14 protein-coding genes are annotated in these 18,505 nt (G+C 64.4%); 10 read left to right on the plus strand and 4 right to left on the minus strand.

The genetic code is table 11. From position 1 onward, the window contains the following. Position 1: 1 nt before the first annotated feature. From JYG34_RS21525 to JYG34_RS21540, 4 genes are all read right to left on the minus strand, one after another. A complete protein-coding gene (locus JYG34_RS21525; RefSeq protein ID WP_213658244.1) occupies positions 2 to 247 on the minus strand; it encodes a MoaD family protein in 246 nt (81 codons plus the stop codon). Then, positions 247 to 717 (minus strand): cyclic pyranopterin monophosphate synthase MoaC, encoded by a 471-nt coding sequence (gene moaC, locus JYG34_RS21530; RefSeq protein ID WP_213658245.1) that lies wholly within the window; start codon positions 715 to 717, stop codon positions 247 to 249. Before moaC ends, JYG34_RS21525 begins: the two co-directional genes overlap by 1 nt. A 132-nt stretch (positions 718 to 849) precedes the next feature. Further along, positions 850 to 2,244 carry a PhoH family protein gene (locus JYG34_RS21535; protein ID WP_213658246.1) on the minus strand — a complete coding sequence of 465 codons (1,395 nt, stop codon included), beginning with the start codon at positions 2,242 to 2,244 and terminating at the stop codon, positions 850 to 852. A gap of 506 nt (positions 2,245 to 2,750) precedes the next feature. Further along, on the minus strand, positions 2,751 to 3,869 hold the full coding sequence (locus JYG34_RS21540; RefSeq protein ID WP_213658247.1) for a polysaccharide deacetylase family protein: 1,119 nt from the start codon (positions 3,867 to 3,869) through the stop codon (positions 2,751 to 2,753). 136 nt (positions 3,870 to 4,005) lie between these two features. Between JYG34_RS21540 and yaaA the strand changes: the two genes are divergently transcribed. The 10 genes from yaaA to JYG34_RS21590 all read left to right on the plus strand — a co-directional run bounded on the left by yaaA (position 4,006) and on the right by JYG34_RS21590 (position 18,499). Continuing rightward, positions 4,006 to 4,782 carry a peroxide stress protein YaaA gene (gene yaaA / locus JYG34_RS21545; RefSeq protein ID WP_011535582.1) on the plus strand — a complete coding sequence of 259 codons (777 nt, stop codon included), beginning with the start codon at positions 4,006 to 4,008 and terminating at the stop codon, positions 4,780 to 4,782. A gap of 805 nt (positions 4,783 to 5,587) precedes the next feature. Next, the gene (locus tag JYG34_RS21550; protein ID WP_213658248.1) at positions 5,588 to 6,904 is read left to right on the plus strand and encodes a nucleotide sugar dehydrogenase; all 1,317 of its coding nucleotides are present in this window, start codon (positions 5,588 to 5,590) and stop codon (positions 6,902 to 6,904) included. Positions 6,905 to 6,974: 70 nt separating this feature from the next. Continuing rightward, positions 6,975 to 8,456 carry a glycosyltransferase family 2 protein gene (locus JYG34_RS21555; RefSeq protein ID WP_162042931.1) on the plus strand — a complete coding sequence of 494 codons (1,482 nt, stop codon included), beginning with the start codon at positions 6,975 to 6,977 and terminating at the stop codon, positions 8,454 to 8,456. A gap of 35 nt (positions 8,457 to 8,491) precedes the next feature. Continuing rightward, complete coding sequence (locus JYG34_RS21560) at positions 8,492 to 9,658, plus strand: alginate biosynthesis protein Alg44 (RefSeq protein WP_213658249.1); 1,167 nt, start codon at positions 8,492 to 8,494, stop codon at positions 9,656 to 9,658. Between the two features lie 12 nt (positions 9,659 to 9,670). Further along, positions 9,671 to 11,242: an alginate biosynthesis TPR repeat lipoprotein AlgK gene (algK, locus tag JYG34_RS21565; RefSeq protein WP_249746190.1), complete on the plus strand. Its 1,572-nt coding sequence runs from the start codon at positions 9,671 to 9,673 to the stop codon at positions 11,240 to 11,242. After that, positions 11,239 to 12,717 (plus strand): alginate export family protein, encoded by a 1,479-nt coding sequence (locus tag JYG34_RS21570; protein WP_213658250.1) that lies wholly within the window; start codon positions 11,239 to 11,241, stop codon positions 12,715 to 12,717. Before algK ends, JYG34_RS21570 begins: the two co-directional genes overlap by 4 nt. A 17-nt stretch (positions 12,718 to 12,734) precedes the next feature. After that, a complete protein-coding gene (gene algG, locus JYG34_RS21575) occupies positions 12,735 to 14,291 on the plus strand; it encodes a mannuronan 5-epimerase AlgG (RefSeq protein WP_213658251.1) in 1,557 nt (518 codons plus the stop codon). Between the two features lie 13 nt (positions 14,292 to 14,304). Continuing rightward, the gene (locus tag JYG34_RS21580; RefSeq protein WP_213658252.1) at positions 14,305 to 15,750 is read left to right on the plus strand and encodes an alginate O-acetyltransferase; all 1,446 of its coding nucleotides are present in this window, start codon (positions 14,305 to 14,307) and stop codon (positions 15,748 to 15,750) included. Positions 15,751 to 15,757: 7 nt separating this feature from the next. Continuing rightward, positions 15,758 to 16,861, plus strand: a complete 1,104-nt coding sequence (locus JYG34_RS21585) for a mannuronate-specific alginate lyase (protein ID WP_213658253.1) — start codon at positions 15,758 to 15,760, stop codon at positions 16,859 to 16,861. 180 nt (positions 16,862 to 17,041) lie between these two features. Next, on the plus strand, positions 17,042 to 18,499 hold the full coding sequence (locus JYG34_RS21590; protein ID WP_213658254.1) for an MBOAT family O-acyltransferase: 1,458 nt from the start codon (positions 17,042 to 17,044) through the stop codon (positions 18,497 to 18,499). The last annotated feature ends 6 nt before the right edge of the window (positions 18,500 to 18,505 follow it).

Below are 18,505 nucleotides of genomic sequence, written 5' to 3' on the forward strand. Positions count from 1 at the left end.
CTCAGCCTCCCGTCACCGGCGGGAAGAACGCCACTTCATCGCCGTCTTCCAGCGCCTCGCCGAGCTTGCACAGCTCTTCGTTGCGCGCACACATCAGGTTCTGCTCGGCCAGCACCTCATACTTGCCGCCCTTGGCCACCAGCGCCTGGCGCACGTCGTCCAGCACCTTGAAGTCGCCCTCCAGACGCTCGGCATCAACACCCAGCAGCTCTCGGTAACGGGCGAAATACATGACCTTGACCTTCATCACGCCTCCACCTTGTAGTGGCCGCTCTTGCCGCCGGTCTTCTCCAGCAGGCGCACCTGTTCGATGACCATGCCCTTGTCCACGGCCTTGCACATGTCATAGATCGTCAAGGCGGCGACGCTGGCGGCGGTCAGGGCTTCCATTTCGACGCCGGTCTGCCCGGCCAGCTTGCAACGGGCGACGATGTGCACGACATCCTCGCCTTCGGCGGCCAGCTCGACCTTGACGCCGGTGAGCATCAGCGGATGGCACAGCGGGATCAGGTCGCTGGTCTTCTTCGCCGCCTGGATGCCGGCGATGCGTGCCACGGCGAACACGTCACCCTTGGGGTGCTGGCCATCGACGATCATGCGCAGCGTGTCGGGCAGCATGCGCACGCGCGCTTCGGCGGTCGCCTCGCGCGCGGTCACGGCCTTTTCGGTGACGTCGACCATGTTGGCGCGCCCCTGGGAATCAAGATGAGTCAGCACTGCTCTGCTCCTGGGAAGGGAATGCAGAGTGTAAACCCGCCGGTCAGCTTTGAGCAGAGGGTGTTTCGACGCAGGGGCCGGTACGCCGGCAAGCCGGCTCCTGCGGGGTGCAGGAGCCGGCGAACAGGCGGTTTACAGGTGGGACTCGGCGTACTCGGCCAGCACCGAGCGTGGCACGCCCTGCAGGGTGATGTGAACGCCGTGGGGGAAGTCCTTGAAGCGTTCGGTCAGGTAGGTCAGCCCGGAGCTGGTGGCCGACAGGTAGGGGGTGTCGATCTGCGCCAGGTTGCCCAGGCAGACCACCTTCGAGCCGTTGCCGGCACGGGTGATGATGGTCTTGATCTGGTGCGGCGTGAGGTTCTGGCACTCGTCGATGAGGATCAGGCTCTGCTGGAAGCTGCGGCCACGGATGTAGTTCAGCGACTTGAACTGCAGCGGCACCCGCTCGAGGATGTACTCGACACTGCCGTGGGTGCTCTCGTCATCCATGTGCAAGGCTTCGAGGTTGTCGGTGATGGCGCCCAGCCAGGGTTCCATCTTCTCCGCCTCGGTGCCCGGCAGGAAGCCGATCTCCTGGTCCAGCCCCTGCACGCTGCGGGTGGCGATGATACGGCGGTAGCGCTTGCTGACCATCGTTTGCTCGATGGCCGCGGCCAGCGCCAGGATGGTCTTGCCGGAGCCGGCGGCGCCGGTCAGGTTGACCAGGTGGATATCCGGGTCGAGCAAGGCGAACAGCGCCAGGCTCTGGTGGATGTCCCGCGGCTTGAGCCCCCAGGCTTCCTGGTGCAGCAAGGGTTCCTGGTGCAGGTCGAGCAGCAGCAGCTCGTCGTTGCGGATGCCCTTGATCCAGCCGACGAAGCCTTGTTCATCGATGATGAACTCGTTGATGTGCACCGCCGGCAGGTTGTCGATCAGTTGTACCCGGTGCCAGGTACGGCCGCGTTCCTGGCGGGTGTCGACCTTGCTCACGCGGTCCCAGAACGAGCCGGTGACCGAGTGGTAGCCCTTCGACAGCAAGGAGACGTCGTCGACCAACTGGTCGGTGCTGTAGTCCTCGGCGGCGATCCCACAGGCGCGCGCCTTCAGGCGCATGTTGATGTCTTTGGTGACCAGCACCACGTCCAGGTCCTTGCGCTTGGCGCGCAGGTCCAGGAGCTGGTTGATGATGATGTTGTCGGCGAGGTTTTCCGGGAGCAGGCGGTTGGGTTCGTTGCGCGCGCTCATCAGGATGGACAGGAAGCCCTTGGGCCCGCTCTTGCCGCGCTGGATCGGCACGCCCTGCTCGACATCGCTGGGGGAGGCATCGCCTAGCGTCTGGTCGATCAGGCGGATGGCCTGGCGACATTCTGCGGCGATGGTGTGCTTGCCGGTCTTGAGCTTGTCGAGTTCCTCCAGCACCGTCATCGGTATGGCGACATGGTGCTCCTCGAAGTTGAGCAGGGCGTTGGGGTCGTGAATCAGGACGTTGGTATCGAGCACATACAGGATTGGCTGGTTGGAGGAAGGGTTGCGTCCTTGGTCATCCATACTCGGTCACCTTATGTGAAAGCCACACGGCGCGAACGGCTGCGCCGCAGAGTGACTGCCGTTTTCCCCGTATCCGCGTCGTTACGGGCGGGGAGCTCACCTGGCGAGGGGGGCGTGGATGACGCCACCTGTTTTGCAGGGTTCGGCTGTCTGACTCCTTGATACCGCAAAAACCATGACCGAAAAAAGACTTTTTACGCTTGGGTGAAGTTTATTTTTCGGATTGACGAACAGGGCTTGGCGTGGGGGCATGGCAGGACTACGCTCAGGGATCAGGTGGCTGTAGTTCGGGCTCGTTTCCTGGTGATGGCCGCAAGGTGCCTGCCGAAACAGGTGCAGCCCCCATGAGATCGAGCGCCGCTCGCGGCGCATCGCAGATGAATCCGCTCCTACAGGCTATGGTTGCCCGGCGCGATATTTCGGTTACCGCCACTGTAGGAGCGGATTCATCCGCGATGCACCGCGCAAGCGGTGCTAGGACCCGGAGCACCAAGACTTCACCAACCCTATTCCCGCACCCCATACTCCCGGCAATTCTCCCACCCGATCCCGCTCTGCGCCGTATGCTGCAACAACCACTCCACCGCCGGCTGCGCCTTGGGCTGGTTGTCATGGAACTGGATCACGCCCTTGCGCCACAGCAGCATCAAGGTCAGCACCCGCTGCGCCGACGCCTCGGCGGTCAACGGCCCATCATCCTGCGCATCGATATCCCACAACGAAACCTGTAACTGCTGGCTGACCATGAACCCCTCGCCATCGCCGCGCCTCTGCCCGTAAGGCGGGCGGAACAACGGCACATACTGCTCCGGCAGATCGGCTTGGACCCGCGCCTGGGCACGGCGCAACGAGTCCTGCCAGCCCTGCCACTGGGCATGGGAACGGTATTCCCAACCCTGGATCCCCACGCACTGCCCCGCATAGAGCTCGACCAGCGGGCCGGCATCACGGCGTTGCTGCAGTCGGTTGCCAAGCACGAAAAAGATACCGTCGAGCTTCTGCCGACGCAGGTAGTCAGCCACGACATCGGTGCTACCACCTTCAGGGCCCGGGCCACCGGCAAAGGTCAGGAGGAACATCCGGTCGTTCAGTTCATCGCCATTGCGCTCACGGCTGGAGAGCTTCTCCACCTCGCTGGAGGTCTGCGGATATACAGCCGCCTTGCGCAGTTGCTCGTCCAGGTAGCGGGTGTGGAACTGGTGGCTCGGCTCGATCCAACCGGTGTAGAACGTGCCGACATCGCCGGCGAACGAGGCGGCTTGCATGCGCAAGTCAGCCATGGACTCCACCGGATAGCAGAACGACGCGTCCTGCTCGCAGCTCTGCTGCGCCTGCTGGTAGCCCTGCCACAACCGCTGCCACATGCGCGCCCTCACGGCACGAACGGTCGGCAGGTTGACCTGGCGCAGGCCCAAGCGCGCGGCCAGGGCGCTTTCATCGAGCATTTCGTTTTCATGCAGCACCCGGGCAAAGGACAGGATCTCGGCGCGCGACGCCACGTCGAACAGCACCGGGCTGTCCAACTGCTCCGGCCACAGGCCGCGATCGAAACTGACGAAGTCCGCAGGGGCGGCCTGGGCGCCCAGGCTCAACAGGCCGGCGAACAGGGCGAAAGCGATACGCACGATGAACGTTCTCCACGAATGCATGGCGCGCACTATAGCGCGGCGCCCACCGATGTTCCGTGACTATCGTCGCCATAGTTTGGCGTTGCGCCACCAGCCCCGTAGAATTCGCCCGACGATTCCAGGAGCCGACCCGATGCTGACGGTGATTTCCCCCGCCAAGACCCTCGACTACGACACCCCGCCGGTCACCCAACGCCACACCCTGCCTCAGTACCTGGACGATTCCCAGGCACTGATCCTGCAACTGCGCGAACTGTCGCCGGCGCAGATCAGCGAACTGATGCACCTGTCCGACAAGCTCGCCGGCCTCAACGCCGCGCGCTTTGGCAGCTGGACCCCGGACTTCACCCCGGCCAACGCCAAGCAGGCGCTGTTGGCTTTCAAGGGCGATGTATATACCGGGCTCGACGCCGAAAGCCTGGGCGAGGATGACTTCACCTACGCCCAGGACCACCTGCGCATGCTGTCGGGCCTGTACGGCCTGCTGCGCCCGCTCGACCTGATGCAGCCCTACCGCCTGGAGATGGGCACCAAACTGGCCAACGCGCGCGGCAAGGACCTCTATGCGTTCTGGGGCACGCGCATCAGCGAGTGGTTGAACCAGGCCCTGGCCGACCAGGGCGACGACGTGCTGCTCAACCTGGCCAGCAATGAGTATTTCAGCGCGGTGAAGAAGAGCGCCCTCAAGGCGCGGGTGATCGACGTCGACTTCAAGGACCTGAAGAACGGCCAGTACAAGATCATCAGCTTCTACGCCAAGAAGGCCCGCGGGATGATGAGCCGTTTCGTGATCCAGGAGCGGATCAACGATCCCGAGCAGCTCAAGCGATTCGATGTGCAGGGTTACTACTACAGCCCCGAGCAGTCGAAGCCGGACCACCTGGTGTTCCTGCGCGATCACGCCGAATAACCCCCTCCCCTCCTTTGTAGGAGCCAGCCTTGCTGGCGAACAGCCACTAATTGGTGGTGACGCGTTCACCAGCAAGGCTGGCTCCTGCAATCAATACAAAACGCCAATACTTGGGCGCCATAAAACCAGCACGTCTCTTCTTATCGCAAAACGCCATAAGACCGTTCGTAGTTTTTTGACGAATTTTGAAAATTTTTTTCGCATGCTGGCCTAAGACCATCCCACCTCGACTTCCCCCTTTATATACGGGGGTGAAACTGTCTCGTGCTATCAGTTTGAAAGTATTTTCCCCTGAAGAAATATTTAGAAATCTTTCATCTCGGCGCAACTCACCCCGGAACTTCTACTGCGCTTCCTCGCTCATAGCACCCGTAACGAGTTTCAAGCGCCAAGCGTAAGAGATGACTTACAGATGACAGATGCTCGGTACTACACCGAACTTCAAAAACTTCAGAGGTGGCAATGGATATGCCGTACAGCGAACGCCAGGAAGGCCGAACGCAACCTTTAATGACCGTCCTAGTGGTTGATTTCAAAGGATTTATCCACTTGAAAAAACAAGCACAGCAGCGCGGTAAATAGCGCACTGCAATAAAGACGGCTGCATTTCAGGGCACGTCATTTAAATACTGGCCTTTGACTACCAACTTCGAGCGCACAACTTTCTGCGCTCCGGATTTATTCATGCCTGCGTTCGGTGAAGTGTCATTTCGCCATGAATCCGTTCGCCCAGTAATTGTTGGTCAATCAACCCGATCGGCTCTTCCGCGAAGGGCTGGCGTGATAAACACACGAGGTGATTACGATGCGTATCAGCATCTTTGGTTTGGGTTATGTGGGTGCGGTGTGTGCGGGCTGCCTGTCGGCACGCGGCCATGACGTGATCGGTGTGGACGTGTCCAGCACCAAGATCGACCTGATCAACCAGGGCAAGTCGCCCATCGTCGAACCGGGCCTCGAAGCGCTGCTGCAACAGGGCATCGCCAATGGACGCCTGCGTGGCACCACCGACTTCGCCGAAGCCATCCGCGCCAGCGACGTGTCGATGATCTGCGTGGGTACGCCAAGCAAGAAGAACGGCGACCTGGGCCTGGAATACATCGAGTCGGTGTGCCGCGAGATCGGCTTCGTGCTGCGCGACAGCACCCGCCGCCACACCATCGTCGTGCGCAGCACCGTGCTGCCAGGCACCGTCAAGAACGTGGTGATCCCGATCCTCGAGGACTGCTCGGGCAAGAAGGCCGGCGTCGACTTCGGTGTGGCAGTCAACCCCGAGTTCCTGCGCGAAAGCACCGCGATCAAAGACTACGACCAGCCACCGATGACCGTCATCGGCGAACTGGACAGCGCCAGCGGCGACGTGCTGCAGGCCCTGTACGAAGAACTGGACGCGCCGATCATCCGCAAGCCGATCGAAGTGGCCGAGATGATCAAGTACACCTGCAACGTCTGGCACGCCACCAAGGTTACCTTCGCCAACGAGATCGGCAACATCGCCAAGGCAGTGGGCGTCGATGGCCGCGAGGTGATGGATGTGGTCTGCCAGGACAAGGCGCTGAACCTGTCGCAGTACTACATGCGTCCGGGCTTCGCCTTCGGCGGCTCGTGCCTGCCGAAAGACGTGCGCGCCCTCACCTACCGCGCCGCCAGCCTAGACGTGAAGGCGCCGCTGCTCGACTCGCTGATGCGCAGCAACGAGTCCCAGGTGCAGAACGCCTTCGACATCATCGAGAGCCACGACAAGCGCAAGGTCGCCCTGCTCGGCCTGAGTTTCAAGGCCGGCACCGACGACCTGCGCGAAAGCCCGCTGGTGGAACTGGCCGAGCGTCTGATCGGCAAGGGCTACGAGCTGAACATCTACGACCAGAACGTCCAGTACGCCCGCGTCCACGGTGCCAACAAGGACTATATCGAGTCGAAGATCCCCCATGTCTCATCCTTGCTCAACGCCGACTTCGACCAGGTGGTGAACAACGCCGAGATCATCGTGCTGGGTAACCGCGACGAGCAGTTCCGCGCCCTGGCCCAGCAGGCGCCGGAAGGCAAGCAGGTGATCGACCTGGTCGGCTTCATGAGCAAGCCGACCTGCGCCACCAGCCGCACCGAAGGTATCTGCTGGTAAACCCGGCAGGGCGGCGCGTCCCTCCCCAGCGCGCCGCCCTTGCCCCCTGAATTCTCGACGGATGCCGAACATGCAAAGGCTTCAGACCCTGCTGCTGCAATGCGCCGGCTGGCTGCTCTACATGAGCCTGCTGATGCTGATCGCCCTGGCGTTGCCCAGCGACATCTTCGACTCGCAATCGAAGCATTTCATTTTCCTGGTCGGCGCCGTCGGCATCTGGCGCTACTCCATGGGCGCCACCCATTTCATCCGCGGCATGCTGTTCCTGTACATCGTCTACCCCTACCTGCGGCGCAAGGTGCAGAAGCTGGGCAAGGCCGCCGACCCGTCGCACGTGTACCTGATGGTCACCAGCTTTCGCATCGAGGCCCTGACCACCGCCCAGGTGTACAGCTCGGTGATCCGCGAGGCGATCGACTGCGGCTACCCCACCACGGTGGTCTGCTCGCTGGTGGAGAAGTCCGACGAGCTGCTGGTGAAAAGCCTGTGGGCCAAGTACAACCCGCCCGCCCACGTCACCCTGGACATCGTGCGCATCGCCGGCACCGGCAAGCGCGACGGCCTGGCCTATGGTTTCCGCGCTATCTCGCGGATGCTGCCGGATGAGAACGCCGTGGTGGCGGTGATCGACGGCGACACCGTGCTGGCCGAAGGCGTGGTGCGCAAGACCGTGCCGTGGTTCCGCCTGTACCCCAACGTCGGTGGCCTGACCACCAACGAATTCTGCGAAGTGCGCGGCGGCTACATCATGAGCGAGTGGCACAAGCTGCGCTTCGCCCAGCGCCACATCAACATGTGCTCGATGGCGCTGAGCAAGCGCGTGCTGACCATGACCGGGCGCATGTCGATGTTCCGCGCCAGCGTGGTGACCAACCCCGAGTTCATCGCCGACGTCGAGAGCGACTCGCTGATGCACTGGCGCCTGGGCCGCTTCAAGTTCCTCACCGGCGACGACAAGTCCAGCTGGTTCAGCCTGATGCGCCTGGGCTACGACACCTTCTACGTGCCCGATGCCGCCATCAACACGGTCGAGCACCCGCCGGAGAAGAGCTTCGTCAAGGCCAGCCGCAAGCTGATGTACCGCTGGTACGGCAACAACCTGCGGCAGAACTCCCGCGCCCTGGGCCTGGGCCTCAAGCGCCTGGGGCTGTTCACCAGCATCGTGCTGCTCGACCAGCGCGTGTCGATGTGGACCAGCCTGCTGGGGCTGACCGTGGCGGTGATCGCCAGCTTCAAGTTCGGCCTGCAGTTCCTGCTGGTGTACCTGCTGTGGATCGGCATCACCCGCCTGATCCTCACCGTGATGCTGCTGTGCTCGGGCCACAACGTGGGGCCGGCCTACCCGCTGATTCTCTATTACAACCAGATCGTCGGCGCGGTGATGAAGATCTACGTGTTCTTCCGCCTCGACAAGCAGTCCTGGACCCGCCAGCCCACTGCCCTCAAGCGCGACCTGGCCAGCTTTCAACAATGGTTCAACACCTGGTCCTCGCGGACCATGACCTTCTCGGCCGCGAGCATCTTCGTCGCCGTGCTGTTCATGGTCGTGTGAGCCCCCCGGATCGGATAACAGGAACGAATATCGCCATGAATACCGCCGTGAACGTCAATGTCGTGCATGAGTCCGAAGCGCAGCGCCAGCACGCCCGGGTACGCATCCCCGCCAAGCTGCGCTACCTGGACGGCAACCGCGAGCCGCACGAAGTGAAGGTTGACGACCTGTCCGCCGGGGGCCTGTCCTTCCACGCCAAGAAAGCCCTGCCGGTGAACGAGGTGTTGCGCGGCCGCCTGCAGTTCGTGGTCGACAACCTCGGGCTGTCGATGGATGTCGAGATCCTGGTGCGCACCAGCAACACCGAGACCGGCCGCACCGGCGCCGAATTCCAGAACCTCGAACCACGTGACATCGCCACCCTGCGCCACATCATCACCAGCCACTTGTCGGGGGAGCTGATCAGCGTCGGCGATGTGCTCAGTACCCTGCAACGCGACAACTTCACCAAGGCACGCAAGCAGAAGGATTCTGGCTCAGGCCTGTCGGCGTTCGGCCGCCTGCGCGCGGTCACCGTCACCGCCGGGGTGTTCGTGGTCGGCCTGGTGGCCTTCGGCTTCGTCGCCAAGTCGCTGTATGGCTTGTACTTCGTCAGCCACGCCGAGGCCGGCGTGGTCGCGGTGCCCACCACCAACGTCACCATGCCCCGCGACGGCAGCCTGCAGAGCCTGGTGGAAAGTGGTGCAACGGTGAGCAAGGGCGCGCCGCTGGCGACCTTCAACACCAGCATGCTCGACCTGCTCAAGGGCCACCTGGACGACTCGCAGCTGGAACCTGCCAAGGTCGAGGAACTGTTCGGCAAGCAGCTCTCCGGCACCCTCACCAGCCCTTGCGACTGCGTGGTGTCGCGCCAACTGGTGGACGACGGCCAGTACGCCAGCAAGGGCCAGGCGGTGTTCGCGCTGATCCCGCGCACCACCACGCCGACCGTGGAGGCGCGCTTCAGCTACCGCCAGTTCGACGAGGTGAAGCCGGGTACCCGGGTCAACTTCCAGGTGGCCGGCGAGGACGAAGTGCGCACTGGCCGGATTGTCGGCAGCAGCAGCCTGGACATCGACAACCTGGCCGCCGACATCCGTGTGCAGATCAAGCCTGACGAAAGCCTGCCGGCCGAGCTTGCCGGCCGCCCGGCCGCGGTCAACAGCGACCGTGGGCCGTCGCTCAACTGGCTGATCGACAAGGCCGTGGCCCGCGGGCTGTAAGAGGAACGGATCATGAAACCTTTCAATCGTGATTCTGCCGTGGTGTCGGTGTCGCCGGTGTTGCGAGGGCTGCGCCCTCGATCGCGGCTGAAGGCCGCTCCTACAGAGTCCGCGCCAGCCCTGATCGACTCGATCCCTGTAGGAGCGGCCTTCAGCCGCGATCGGGTGCGCAGCGCCCGTTCGCTGGCCTGGTGTGCCCTGGCCGCCGCCATCACCCTGGCCGGCTGCGCCGGCCTGCCCGACCAGCGCCTGGCCAACGAAGCGCTCAAGCGCGGCGACACCGCCACCGCAGAACGCAACTACAAGGCCCTGGCCGACCTCGGCTACAGCGACGCGCAAGTCGGTTTGGCCGACCTCAACGTCGCCACCCGCGACCCAGCCAAGCTCAAGGAGGCCGAGGCCACCTATCGCGCCGCGGCCGCCACCTCGCCCCGCGCCCAGGCCCGCCTTGGCCGCCTGCTGGTGGCCAAGCCCGACAGCACCCAGGCCGAACGCGAAGAGGCCGAAACACTGCTCAAGCGCGCGGCGCAACAGGGCGAGGGCAACACCCTGATCCCGCTGGCGATGCTCTACCTGCAATACCCGCAGAGCTTCCCCAGCATCAACGCCCAGCAGCAGATCGACCAGTGGCGCGCCGCCGGCAATCCAGAGGCGGGCCTGGCCCAGGTGCTGCTCTATCGCACCCAGGGCACCTACGACCAGCACCTGGGCGAGGTGGAAAAGATCTGCAAGGCAGCCCTGGCCACCACCGACATCTGCTACGTCGAGCTGGCCACCGTCTACCAGAAACGCGCCCAGCCCGACCAGCAGGCCGCGCTATTGGAGCAGCTCAAAGCCGCCCATGCTCGTGGCGCGGTACCAGCCACCCGGGTCGACAGCGTCGCCCGCGTGCTGGCCGACCGCAGCCTGGGGCAGACCGACGAAAAGACCGCGAAAGATCTGCTCGAGCACGTCGCCCCGGCCAACCCGGCCTCCTGGGTCAGCCTGGCCCAGCTGCTTTACGACTTCCCCGAACTGGGCGACACCGACCAACTGATGGCCTACATCGACAAGGGCCGCGAAGCCGAACAACCCCGCGCCGAGCTGCTGCTGGGCCGCCTCTACTACGAAGGCAAGACCGTACCGGCCGACGCGCCGAAGGCCGAGCAGCACCTTCAGGCCGCCGCCGACGCCGGCGAGATCAGCGCCGACTACTACCTCGGCCAGCTCTATCGCCGCGGCTACCTGGGCAATGTCGAACCGCAGAAAGCCGTCGACCACCTGCTCAACGCCGCCCGTGGCGGCCAGCTCAGCGCCGACTACGCCCTGGCCCAGCTGTTCAGCGAAGGCCACGGCATCCGCACCGAGCCGGCCAACGCCTGGGTGTTCGCCCAGCTGGCCCAGGCCAACCCGTCCGAGCAGTCCAGCGCGCTGCTGCAACAGCTCGACCAGCAACTGACGCCCGCCCAGCGCAGCCAGGCGCAAAACCTGCTGGCCCAGGAAAAGCAGGCCCGTGCCGGCATGCTCCAGCGTGCCAGCAGCCCCCTGGCCATCGAAGCGCTGCAAGACGACAACGACGACGTAGACGCCGAGGATTCGCTATGACGCTCAACCCCTTCGTGAAAGCCGGCATCGGCCTGGGCTTCGCCCTGCTGTGGTCGATGCCGACCCTCGCCCAGGAAACCGCGCAGAAGAACTTCGGCCTGGACGTGAAGATCACCGGCCAGTCCGAGGACGACCGCGACCTCGGCACCCGCTCCGGCGGCGACGTCAACGGCCTGGGCCTGGACCTGCGCCCCTGGGTGTACGGCGAGCGCGGCAACTGGAGCGCCTACGCCATGGGCCAGGCGGTGGCCGCCACCGACATCATCGAGACCGACACCCTGCGCGCCTCCGACACCGGCGCCGCCATCGACACCGGCGACGACAGCCGCAAGCCGGACAAGAGCTACCTGGCCATGCGCGAATTCTGGGTCGGCTACAGCGGCTTCACGCCCTACCCCGGCGAACAACTGCGCTTCGGCCGCCAGCGCCTGCGCAGCGACGACGGCATGTGGCGCGACACCAACATCGAAGCGCTGAACTGGACCTTCGACACCACCCTGCTCAAGGCCGACCTGGGCGTGGCCCAGCGCTTCAGCGAGTACCGCACCGACCTCACCGAACTGGCCCCGCAAGACAAGGACCGCACCCATGTCTACGGCAACATCGCCACGCAGTGGACGCCCGGCCACTGGGTCGGTCTGCGCGCCCACCACAGCCACGACGGCGGCAGCCTGAAGAACCCCGGCGAAACCGTCGACGCCCTCGACAAGACCCGCACCGGCGACCTCACCTGGCTGGGCCTGGAAGCCAACAGCGACGCCTACAACTGGCGCAACGACCATACCGTCAACTACTGGGGCAGCGTCACCTGGCTGACCGGTGACCGCGATACGCTGAGCAGCCAGGCCATCGGCAACGAGCAGGTCGCCACCGGCAAGCAGAGTGGCGACGTCAACGCCTGGGGCACCGACCTGGGCATCCGCCTGCGCCTGGACCCGCAATGGCAGGTCGGCGCGGCCTATGCCCGGGGCAGCGGCGGCGGTGGCAGCGATGGTTCGAACAACTTCGAGCAGACGGGCCTGGAGAGCAACCGCTCCAACTTCACCGGCACCCGCTCACGCGTGCACCGCTTCGGCGAAGCCTTCCGCGGCGAGCTGGGCAACCTGCAGGCGGCCACCCTGTTCGCCTCCTGGCAGCTGCGCGACGACTACGACGCCAGCCTCATCTACCACAAGTTCTGGCGTGTCGACGGCAAGCAGAACATCGGCTCCAGCGGCATCAACGCGGTGGTCGACGACGGCGGCGTCACCCGCCCGCTGGTGCAGGGCGAGAAAGACCTCGGCCAGGAAATGGACGTGGTGGTGACCAAGTACTTCAAGCAGGGCCTGCTGCCGGCCTCGCTGAGCCAGTCGATCGACGAACCGTCGGCCCTGGTGCGCCTGCGCGCCGGCGTGTTCAAGCCGGGCGACGCCTATGGCAAAGAGGCCGACTCGTACATGCACCGCGCCTTCGTCGACGTGATCTGGCGCTACTGAGGCCGGGAGAGGAAGCCATGAACCTGCACCCGAACCTTCGCCACAGCCTGCTCGCCAGCGCCCTGCTGCTGGCCGCCGGCCTCGCCCAGGCCGCCGAGCCCGAGATGGCCAAAGGGCTGCAACAGGCCAAGACCTACACCGTCGCCAGCGCGCCGATCGAGCCGCTGCTGATGGACCCACCCAAGCTGCCCGACCTGTCCGGCTACACCGCCCAGGCCGTGCAGCGCAAGATCGACCGCGCCCACAAGGGCAAGGTCAGCGTGCGCCGCATGCTCCAGGAGGACACCCTCAAGGAGTTCGTCGGCGGCGACAACAAGGGCGCCGAATGGGTGCGCCGCCAGCACGGCATTCCCCAGGCGATCTTCATCGACGACGGGCATGTCGACCTGGTCGAACTCAGCAAGCAGGTGCCCGGCCAGTACCTGCGCGAAACCGCGCCAGGCGTCTACCTCGCCCGCCTGCCGATCGTGGTCGGGCACAAGGGCGTGCTGGAGATCGACGGCAAGGTCAAGGAACTGCGCCTGTCCGAGGAAGGCGGTGCGTTCATCGTCAACGACGGCAAGCTGTTCGTCACCGACACCCAGGTGACCGGCTGGCGTGAGCGAGCCAATGGCCCGGCCACCTTCCAGAAGCCCGACGCATTCCGTCCGTTCCTGCTCAGCTGGGGCGGCACCGAGACCTACATCGTCAACAGCAAGATGGCCAGCTTCGGTTACTCGAAGTCCAAGTCCTATGGTGTGAGCATTTCCCAGTACACGCCGAACATGGCCAAGCAGATGGGCCGCGCCGAACCCACCGGCTGGATCCTCGGTTCCGAGTTCAGCGACATGTGGTACGGCTTCTACTGCTACGAAACCCAGGACTTCGTGGTCAAGGATTCGCTGTACCGCGACAACATCGTCTACGGCATCGACCCCCACGACCGTTCGCACCGCCTGATCATCGCCGGCAACACCGTGCACGGCACCAGGAAGAAGCACGGGATCATCGTTTCCCGCGAGGTCAACGACAGCTGGATCATCAACAACAAGAGCTACGACAACAAGCTCTCGGGCGTGGTGATCGACCGCAACAGCGTCAACAACCTGATCGCCTACAACGAGATCTACCGCAACCACACCGACGGCATCACCTTGTACGAGAGCGGCGACAACCTGATCTGGGGCAACAAGCTGATCAACAACCGCCGCCACGGCATCCGCGTGCGCAACAGCGTGAACATCCGCCTGTACGAGAACGTCGCCATGGCCAACGGCCTGGTGGGGGTGTACGGGCACATCAAGGACCTCTCCGACACCGACCGCGACATCGCCCTCGACCCGTTCGACACCAAGGTGTCGCTGATCGTGGTCGGTGGCGAGCTGGCGGCCAACGGCTCCGGCCCGCTGTCGATCGACTCGCCGCTGTCGGTGGAGTTGTACAAGGTGTCGATGCTGATGCCGCGCAAGGCCAACGGCATCAGCTTCAACGGCGTGCTCGGCGAACGCCAGGACGAAATCCTCGACCTGCTGGTGCGCCAGCAGAAAGCCGTGCTGATCGACCCGGTCGAGCGCCAGACCGAAATGATCGACTAAGGAAGCCCAGACCATGACTCCACACCTGATGAAACTGCTGGGCCTGTCCGCCGCCCTCCTGGCCATCAGCCAGGGCGTGCGCGCCGAGGACGCCAAGGCACCGACCTTCACCGCCGAGCCGTGCTGCCAACTGTGCCCCGAGGCCCACGACGCCCGCCGCTACACCACGCGCTATCAACAGAACTTCACCACCCTGGTGCAAGCCCAGGGCGACTGGCTGTTCCGTACCCGCGAAGACCTGCGCACCGAGTTCGACACCACCCCGGGCGGCTACAAGCGCCTGCAGCAGGTACACGACGCGTTCAAGAAGCGCGGCGTCGAGCTGGTGGTGGTGTACCAGCCGACCCGTGGCCTGGTGAACCGCAACATGCTCAAGCCTGAAGAGAAAGCCGCCTTCGATTACCAGAAAGCCCTGGGCAACTACCAGGCCATGCTCCAGCGCTTCGCCAGGATGGGCTACAACGTGCCTGACCTGTCGCCGCTGACCAACGAACAGCTGGCCGCGGCCGACCAGGGCAAGGATTTCTACTTCCGTGGCGACCAGCACTGGACGCCCTACGGCGCCGAGCGCGCGGCGAAGATCGTGGCCGACACCGTGCACAAGATGCCGGCGTTCGCAGGCATCCCACGCAAAGAGTTCGAGACCAGGAAGTCCGGGCGCATGGGCAAGACCGGCACCCTGCACAACGTTGCCGGCCAGCTGTGCGGCACCAGCTACGCGGTGCAGTACATGGACCAGTTCGCCACCGAGCCCAAGGGCGGAGCCAGCGGCGGCGACGACCTGTTCGGCGACTCGGGCAACGCGCAGATCACCCTGGTCGGCACCAGCCACAGCGGCAAGAACTACAACTTCTCGGGTTTCCTGGAGCAGTACATCGGCGCCGACGTGCTCAACGTCGCCTTCCCCGGCGGCGGCCTGGAGGGTTCGATGATCCAGTACCTGGGCAGCGAGGAGTTCCAGAACAACCCGCCGAAGATCCTGATCTGGGAGTTCTCCCCGCTCTACCGCCTCGACCAGGAAACCATCTGGCGGCAGATCCTCGCATTGCTCGACGACGGCTGCGATGGCCGACCTGCGCAGATGAGCGCCAGCGCCACCCTCAAGCCCGGCAAGAACGAGCTGATGGTCAACGGCAAGGGCGGCGTGATCAAGGACCTGGTCAACCGCAACCACCAGTTCGACATCCGTTTCGAGGACACCTCGGTGAAGGTGCTGCAGGCCACCCTCTGGTACCTGAACGGGCGCCACGAGGACCTCAAGATCGAGAAGCCCGAGACCTCCGACACCGACGGGCGCTTCGTCTTCCAGATGCGCGAGGACGAGGACTGGGCCGGGCAGAACCTGCTCGCCCTGGAAGTCCAGGGGCCGGAAAGCGGCACCCAGAAAGTCGAAGCGAAACTGTGCAAACGCAACAACTTCGCCGGCAATGCGCAGCACACCGCGCATGCCGGCCAGTGAGGCGACCATGACCATCATCAACAGCAAGACCGCACCCGCCCTGCTCGCCCTTGCCCTGTTCGGCGGCGCGGCGCAGGCCGCGCTGGTGCCGCCCCAGGGTTACTACGAGGGCATCGAGAAGCTCAAGACCAGCGACGGCGACTTCCGTTGCGAGGCCGCGCCCCGGCCCTACACCGGTTCGTTGCGCTTTCGCAGCAAGTACGAGGGGTCGGACAAGGCCCGGGCGACGCTCAACGTCGCCTCGGAAAAGGCCTTCCGTGCCTCCACCAAGGACATCACCACCCTGGAGAAGGGCGTCAGCAAGATGGTCGGCCAGTACATGCGCGACGGCCGCCCGGCGCAGCTCGACTGCGCGCTGACCTGGCTGGGTACCTGGGCGCGCGCCGATGCGCTGATGTCCACCGACTACAACCACACCGGCAAGTCCATGCGCAAATGGGCGCTGGGCAGCATGAGCGGCTCGTGGCTGCGCCTGAAGTTCTCCAACTCGCAGCCGCTGGCCGCGCACCAGGCCGAGGCCGAGCAGATCGAGAAATGGTTCGCCCGCCTGGCCCAGCAGACCGTGCGCGACTGGAGCGACCTGCCCCTGGACAAGATCAACAACCACAGTTACTGGGCGGCCTGGTCGGTGATGGCCACCGCTGTCGCGACCGACCGCCGCGACCTGTTCGACTGGGCCATCAAGGAATACAAAGTCGGCGCCAACCAGGTCGACGAGCAGGGCTTCCTGCCCAACGAACTCAAGCGCCGCCAGCGCGCCCTGGCCTACCACAACTACGCCCTGCCGCCGCTGGCGATGATCGCCAGCTTCGCCCAGGCCAATGGCGTGGACCTGCGCAAGGAAAACAACTTCGCCCTGCAACGCCTGGGTGAGGGCGTGCTGGCCGGTGCTCGCGACCCGAGCCAGTTCACCGCCCACGCCGGCGTGAAACAGGACCTGCACGACCTGAAGATCGACAGCAAGTACGCCTGGCTCGAACCCTGGTGCGCGCTGTACCACTGCGTCGGCGACACCCTGGAACGCAAGCACGACATGCAGCCGTTCGACAGTTTCAGGCTGGGCGGGGATGTGACCCGGGTCTACGACCCGGGCGCGGAATCGAAGAAGTAAATCAAAACCCTGTAGGAGCGGATTCATCCGCGATGGCGTCGGCAGGCGCACAACGGCTGCCATGACGACCGCAATCGCGGATGAATCCGCGCCTACAGGGGCCAGGTGCCCCCTGCATTTTCGTGGGGGGTTTGGGGGGCGCTTTTGCCCCGGATGCTGTGAACAACAAGGAGAACCGGGATGGTCTTCTCGTCCAATGTGTTCCTGTTCCTGTTCCTGCCGGTTTTCCTCGGCTTGTACTACTTGAGCGGGCAACGCTATCGCAACCTGCTGTTGCTGGTGGCCAGCTACATCTTCTATGCCTGGTGGCGGGTGGACTTCCTCGCCCTGTTCGCCGGGGTCACCCTGTGGAACTACTGGATCGGCCTGAAAGTCGGCGCCGCCGGCGTGCGCACCAAGCCTGCCCAGCGCTGGCTGCTGCTGGGGGTGGCGGTCGACCTGTCGATCCTCGGCTACTTCAAGTACGCCAACTTTGGTGTCGACAGCCTCAACGCCATCATCACCTCGTTCGGGCTGGAGCCGTTCATCCTCACCCACGTGCTGCTGCCGATCGGCATCTCGTTCTACATCTTCGAGTCGATCAGCTACATCATCGACGTGTACCGCGGCGACACCCCGGCCACCCGCAACCTGATCGACTTCGCCGCGTTCGTGGCGATCTTCCCGCACTTGATCGCCGGCCCCGTGCTGCGCTTCAAGGACCTGGTCGATCAGTTCAACAACCGCACCCACACCCTCGACAAGTTCTCCGAAGGCTGCACGCGCTTCATGCAGGGTTTCATCAAGAAGGTGTTCATCGCCGACACCCTGGCGGTGGTGGCCGACCATTGCTTCGCCCTGCAAAACCCGACCACGGGCGATGCCTGGCTCGGCGCGCTGGCCTACACCGCGCAGCTGTACTTCGACTTCTCTGGCTACAGCGACATGGCCATCGGCCTGGGGCTGATGATGGGCTTCCGCTTCATGGAGAACTTCAAGCAGCCGTACATCAGCCAGTCGATCACCGAGTTCTGGCGGCGCTGGCACATCAGCCTGTCGACCTGGCTGCGCGACTACCTGTACATCACCCTGGGTGGCAACCGCAAAGGCACCTTCAACACCTACCGCAACCTGTTCCTGACCATGCTGCTGGGCGGGCTGTGGCACGGCGCCAACTTCACCTACATCCTCTGGGGCGCCTGGCACGGCATGTGGCTGGCCATCGAGCGGGCACTGGGCATCGACACCAACCCGCAGCGCTTCAACCCGGTGAAGTGGGCCTTCACCTTCCTGCTGGTGGTGGTCGGCTGGGTGATCTTCCGCGCCGAGAACCTGCACGTGGCCGCGCGCATGTACGGCGCCATGTTCAGCTTCGGCGACTGGCAGCTGTCGGAGCTCAACCGCGCCAACCTCACCGGCCTGCAAGTGGCCACGCTGGTGGTCGCCTACCTGACCCTGGCGTTCTTCGGCCTGCGCGATTTCTACCGCCATGCCCAGCCGACCCCGAGCGCCACGCCGGTGCAGGTCAACGCCGACGGCTCGGTGGGCCTGGACTGGACGCGGATCTTGACCCGCGCCCTGGTGCTGCTGCTGTTCGTCGCCTCGGTGCTCAAGCTCTCGGCGCAGAGCTACTCGCCGTTCCTCTACTTCCAGTTCTGAGGCCCT

The sequence above is a fragment of the Pseudomonas entomophila genome (genome assembly GCF_018417595.1).
Classification (GTDB): Bacteria; Pseudomonadota; Gammaproteobacteria; order Pseudomonadales; family Pseudomonadaceae; genus Aquipseudomonas; species Aquipseudomonas entomophila_C.

Coding starts and splice junctions, on each gene's coding strand:
- JYG34_RS21590 (WP_213658254.1), top strand. CDS start 17,042: ATGGTCTTCTCGTCCAATGTGTTCCTGTTCCTGTTCCTGCCGGTTTTC.
- JYG34_RS21535 (WP_213658246.1), bottom strand. CDS start 2,244: ATGGATGACCAAGGACGCAACCCTTCCTCCAACCAGCCAATCCTGTAT.
- JYG34_RS21585 (WP_213658253.1), top strand. CDS start 15,758: ATGACCATCATCAACAGCAAGACCGCACCCGCCCTGCTCGCCCTTGCC.
- algK (WP_249746190.1), top strand. CDS start 9,671: ATGAAACCTTTCAATCGTGATTCTGCCGTGGTGTCGGTGTCGCCGGTG.
- JYG34_RS21570 (WP_213658250.1), top strand. CDS start 11,239: ATGACGCTCAACCCCTTCGTGAAAGCCGGCATCGGCCTGGGCTTCGCC.
- JYG34_RS21580 (WP_213658252.1), top strand. CDS start 14,305: ATGACTCCACACCTGATGAAACTGCTGGGCCTGTCCGCCGCCCTCCTG.
- JYG34_RS21555 (WP_162042931.1), top strand. CDS start 6,975: ATGCAAAGGCTTCAGACCCTGCTGCTGCAATGCGCCGGCTGGCTGCTC.
- algG (WP_213658251.1), top strand. CDS start 12,735: ATGAACCTGCACCCGAACCTTCGCCACAGCCTGCTCGCCAGCGCCCTG.
- yaaA (WP_011535582.1), top strand. CDS start 4,006: ATGCTGACGGTGATTTCCCCCGCCAAGACCCTCGACTACGACACCCCG.
- JYG34_RS21525 (WP_213658244.1), bottom strand. CDS start 247: ATGAAGGTCAAGGTCATGTATTTCGCCCGTTACCGAGAGCTGCTGGGT.
- JYG34_RS21560 (WP_213658249.1), top strand. CDS start 8,492: ATGAATACCGCCGTGAACGTCAATGTCGTGCATGAGTCCGAAGCGCAG.
- JYG34_RS21550 (WP_213658248.1), top strand. CDS start 5,588: ATGCGTATCAGCATCTTTGGTTTGGGTTATGTGGGTGCGGTGTGTGCG.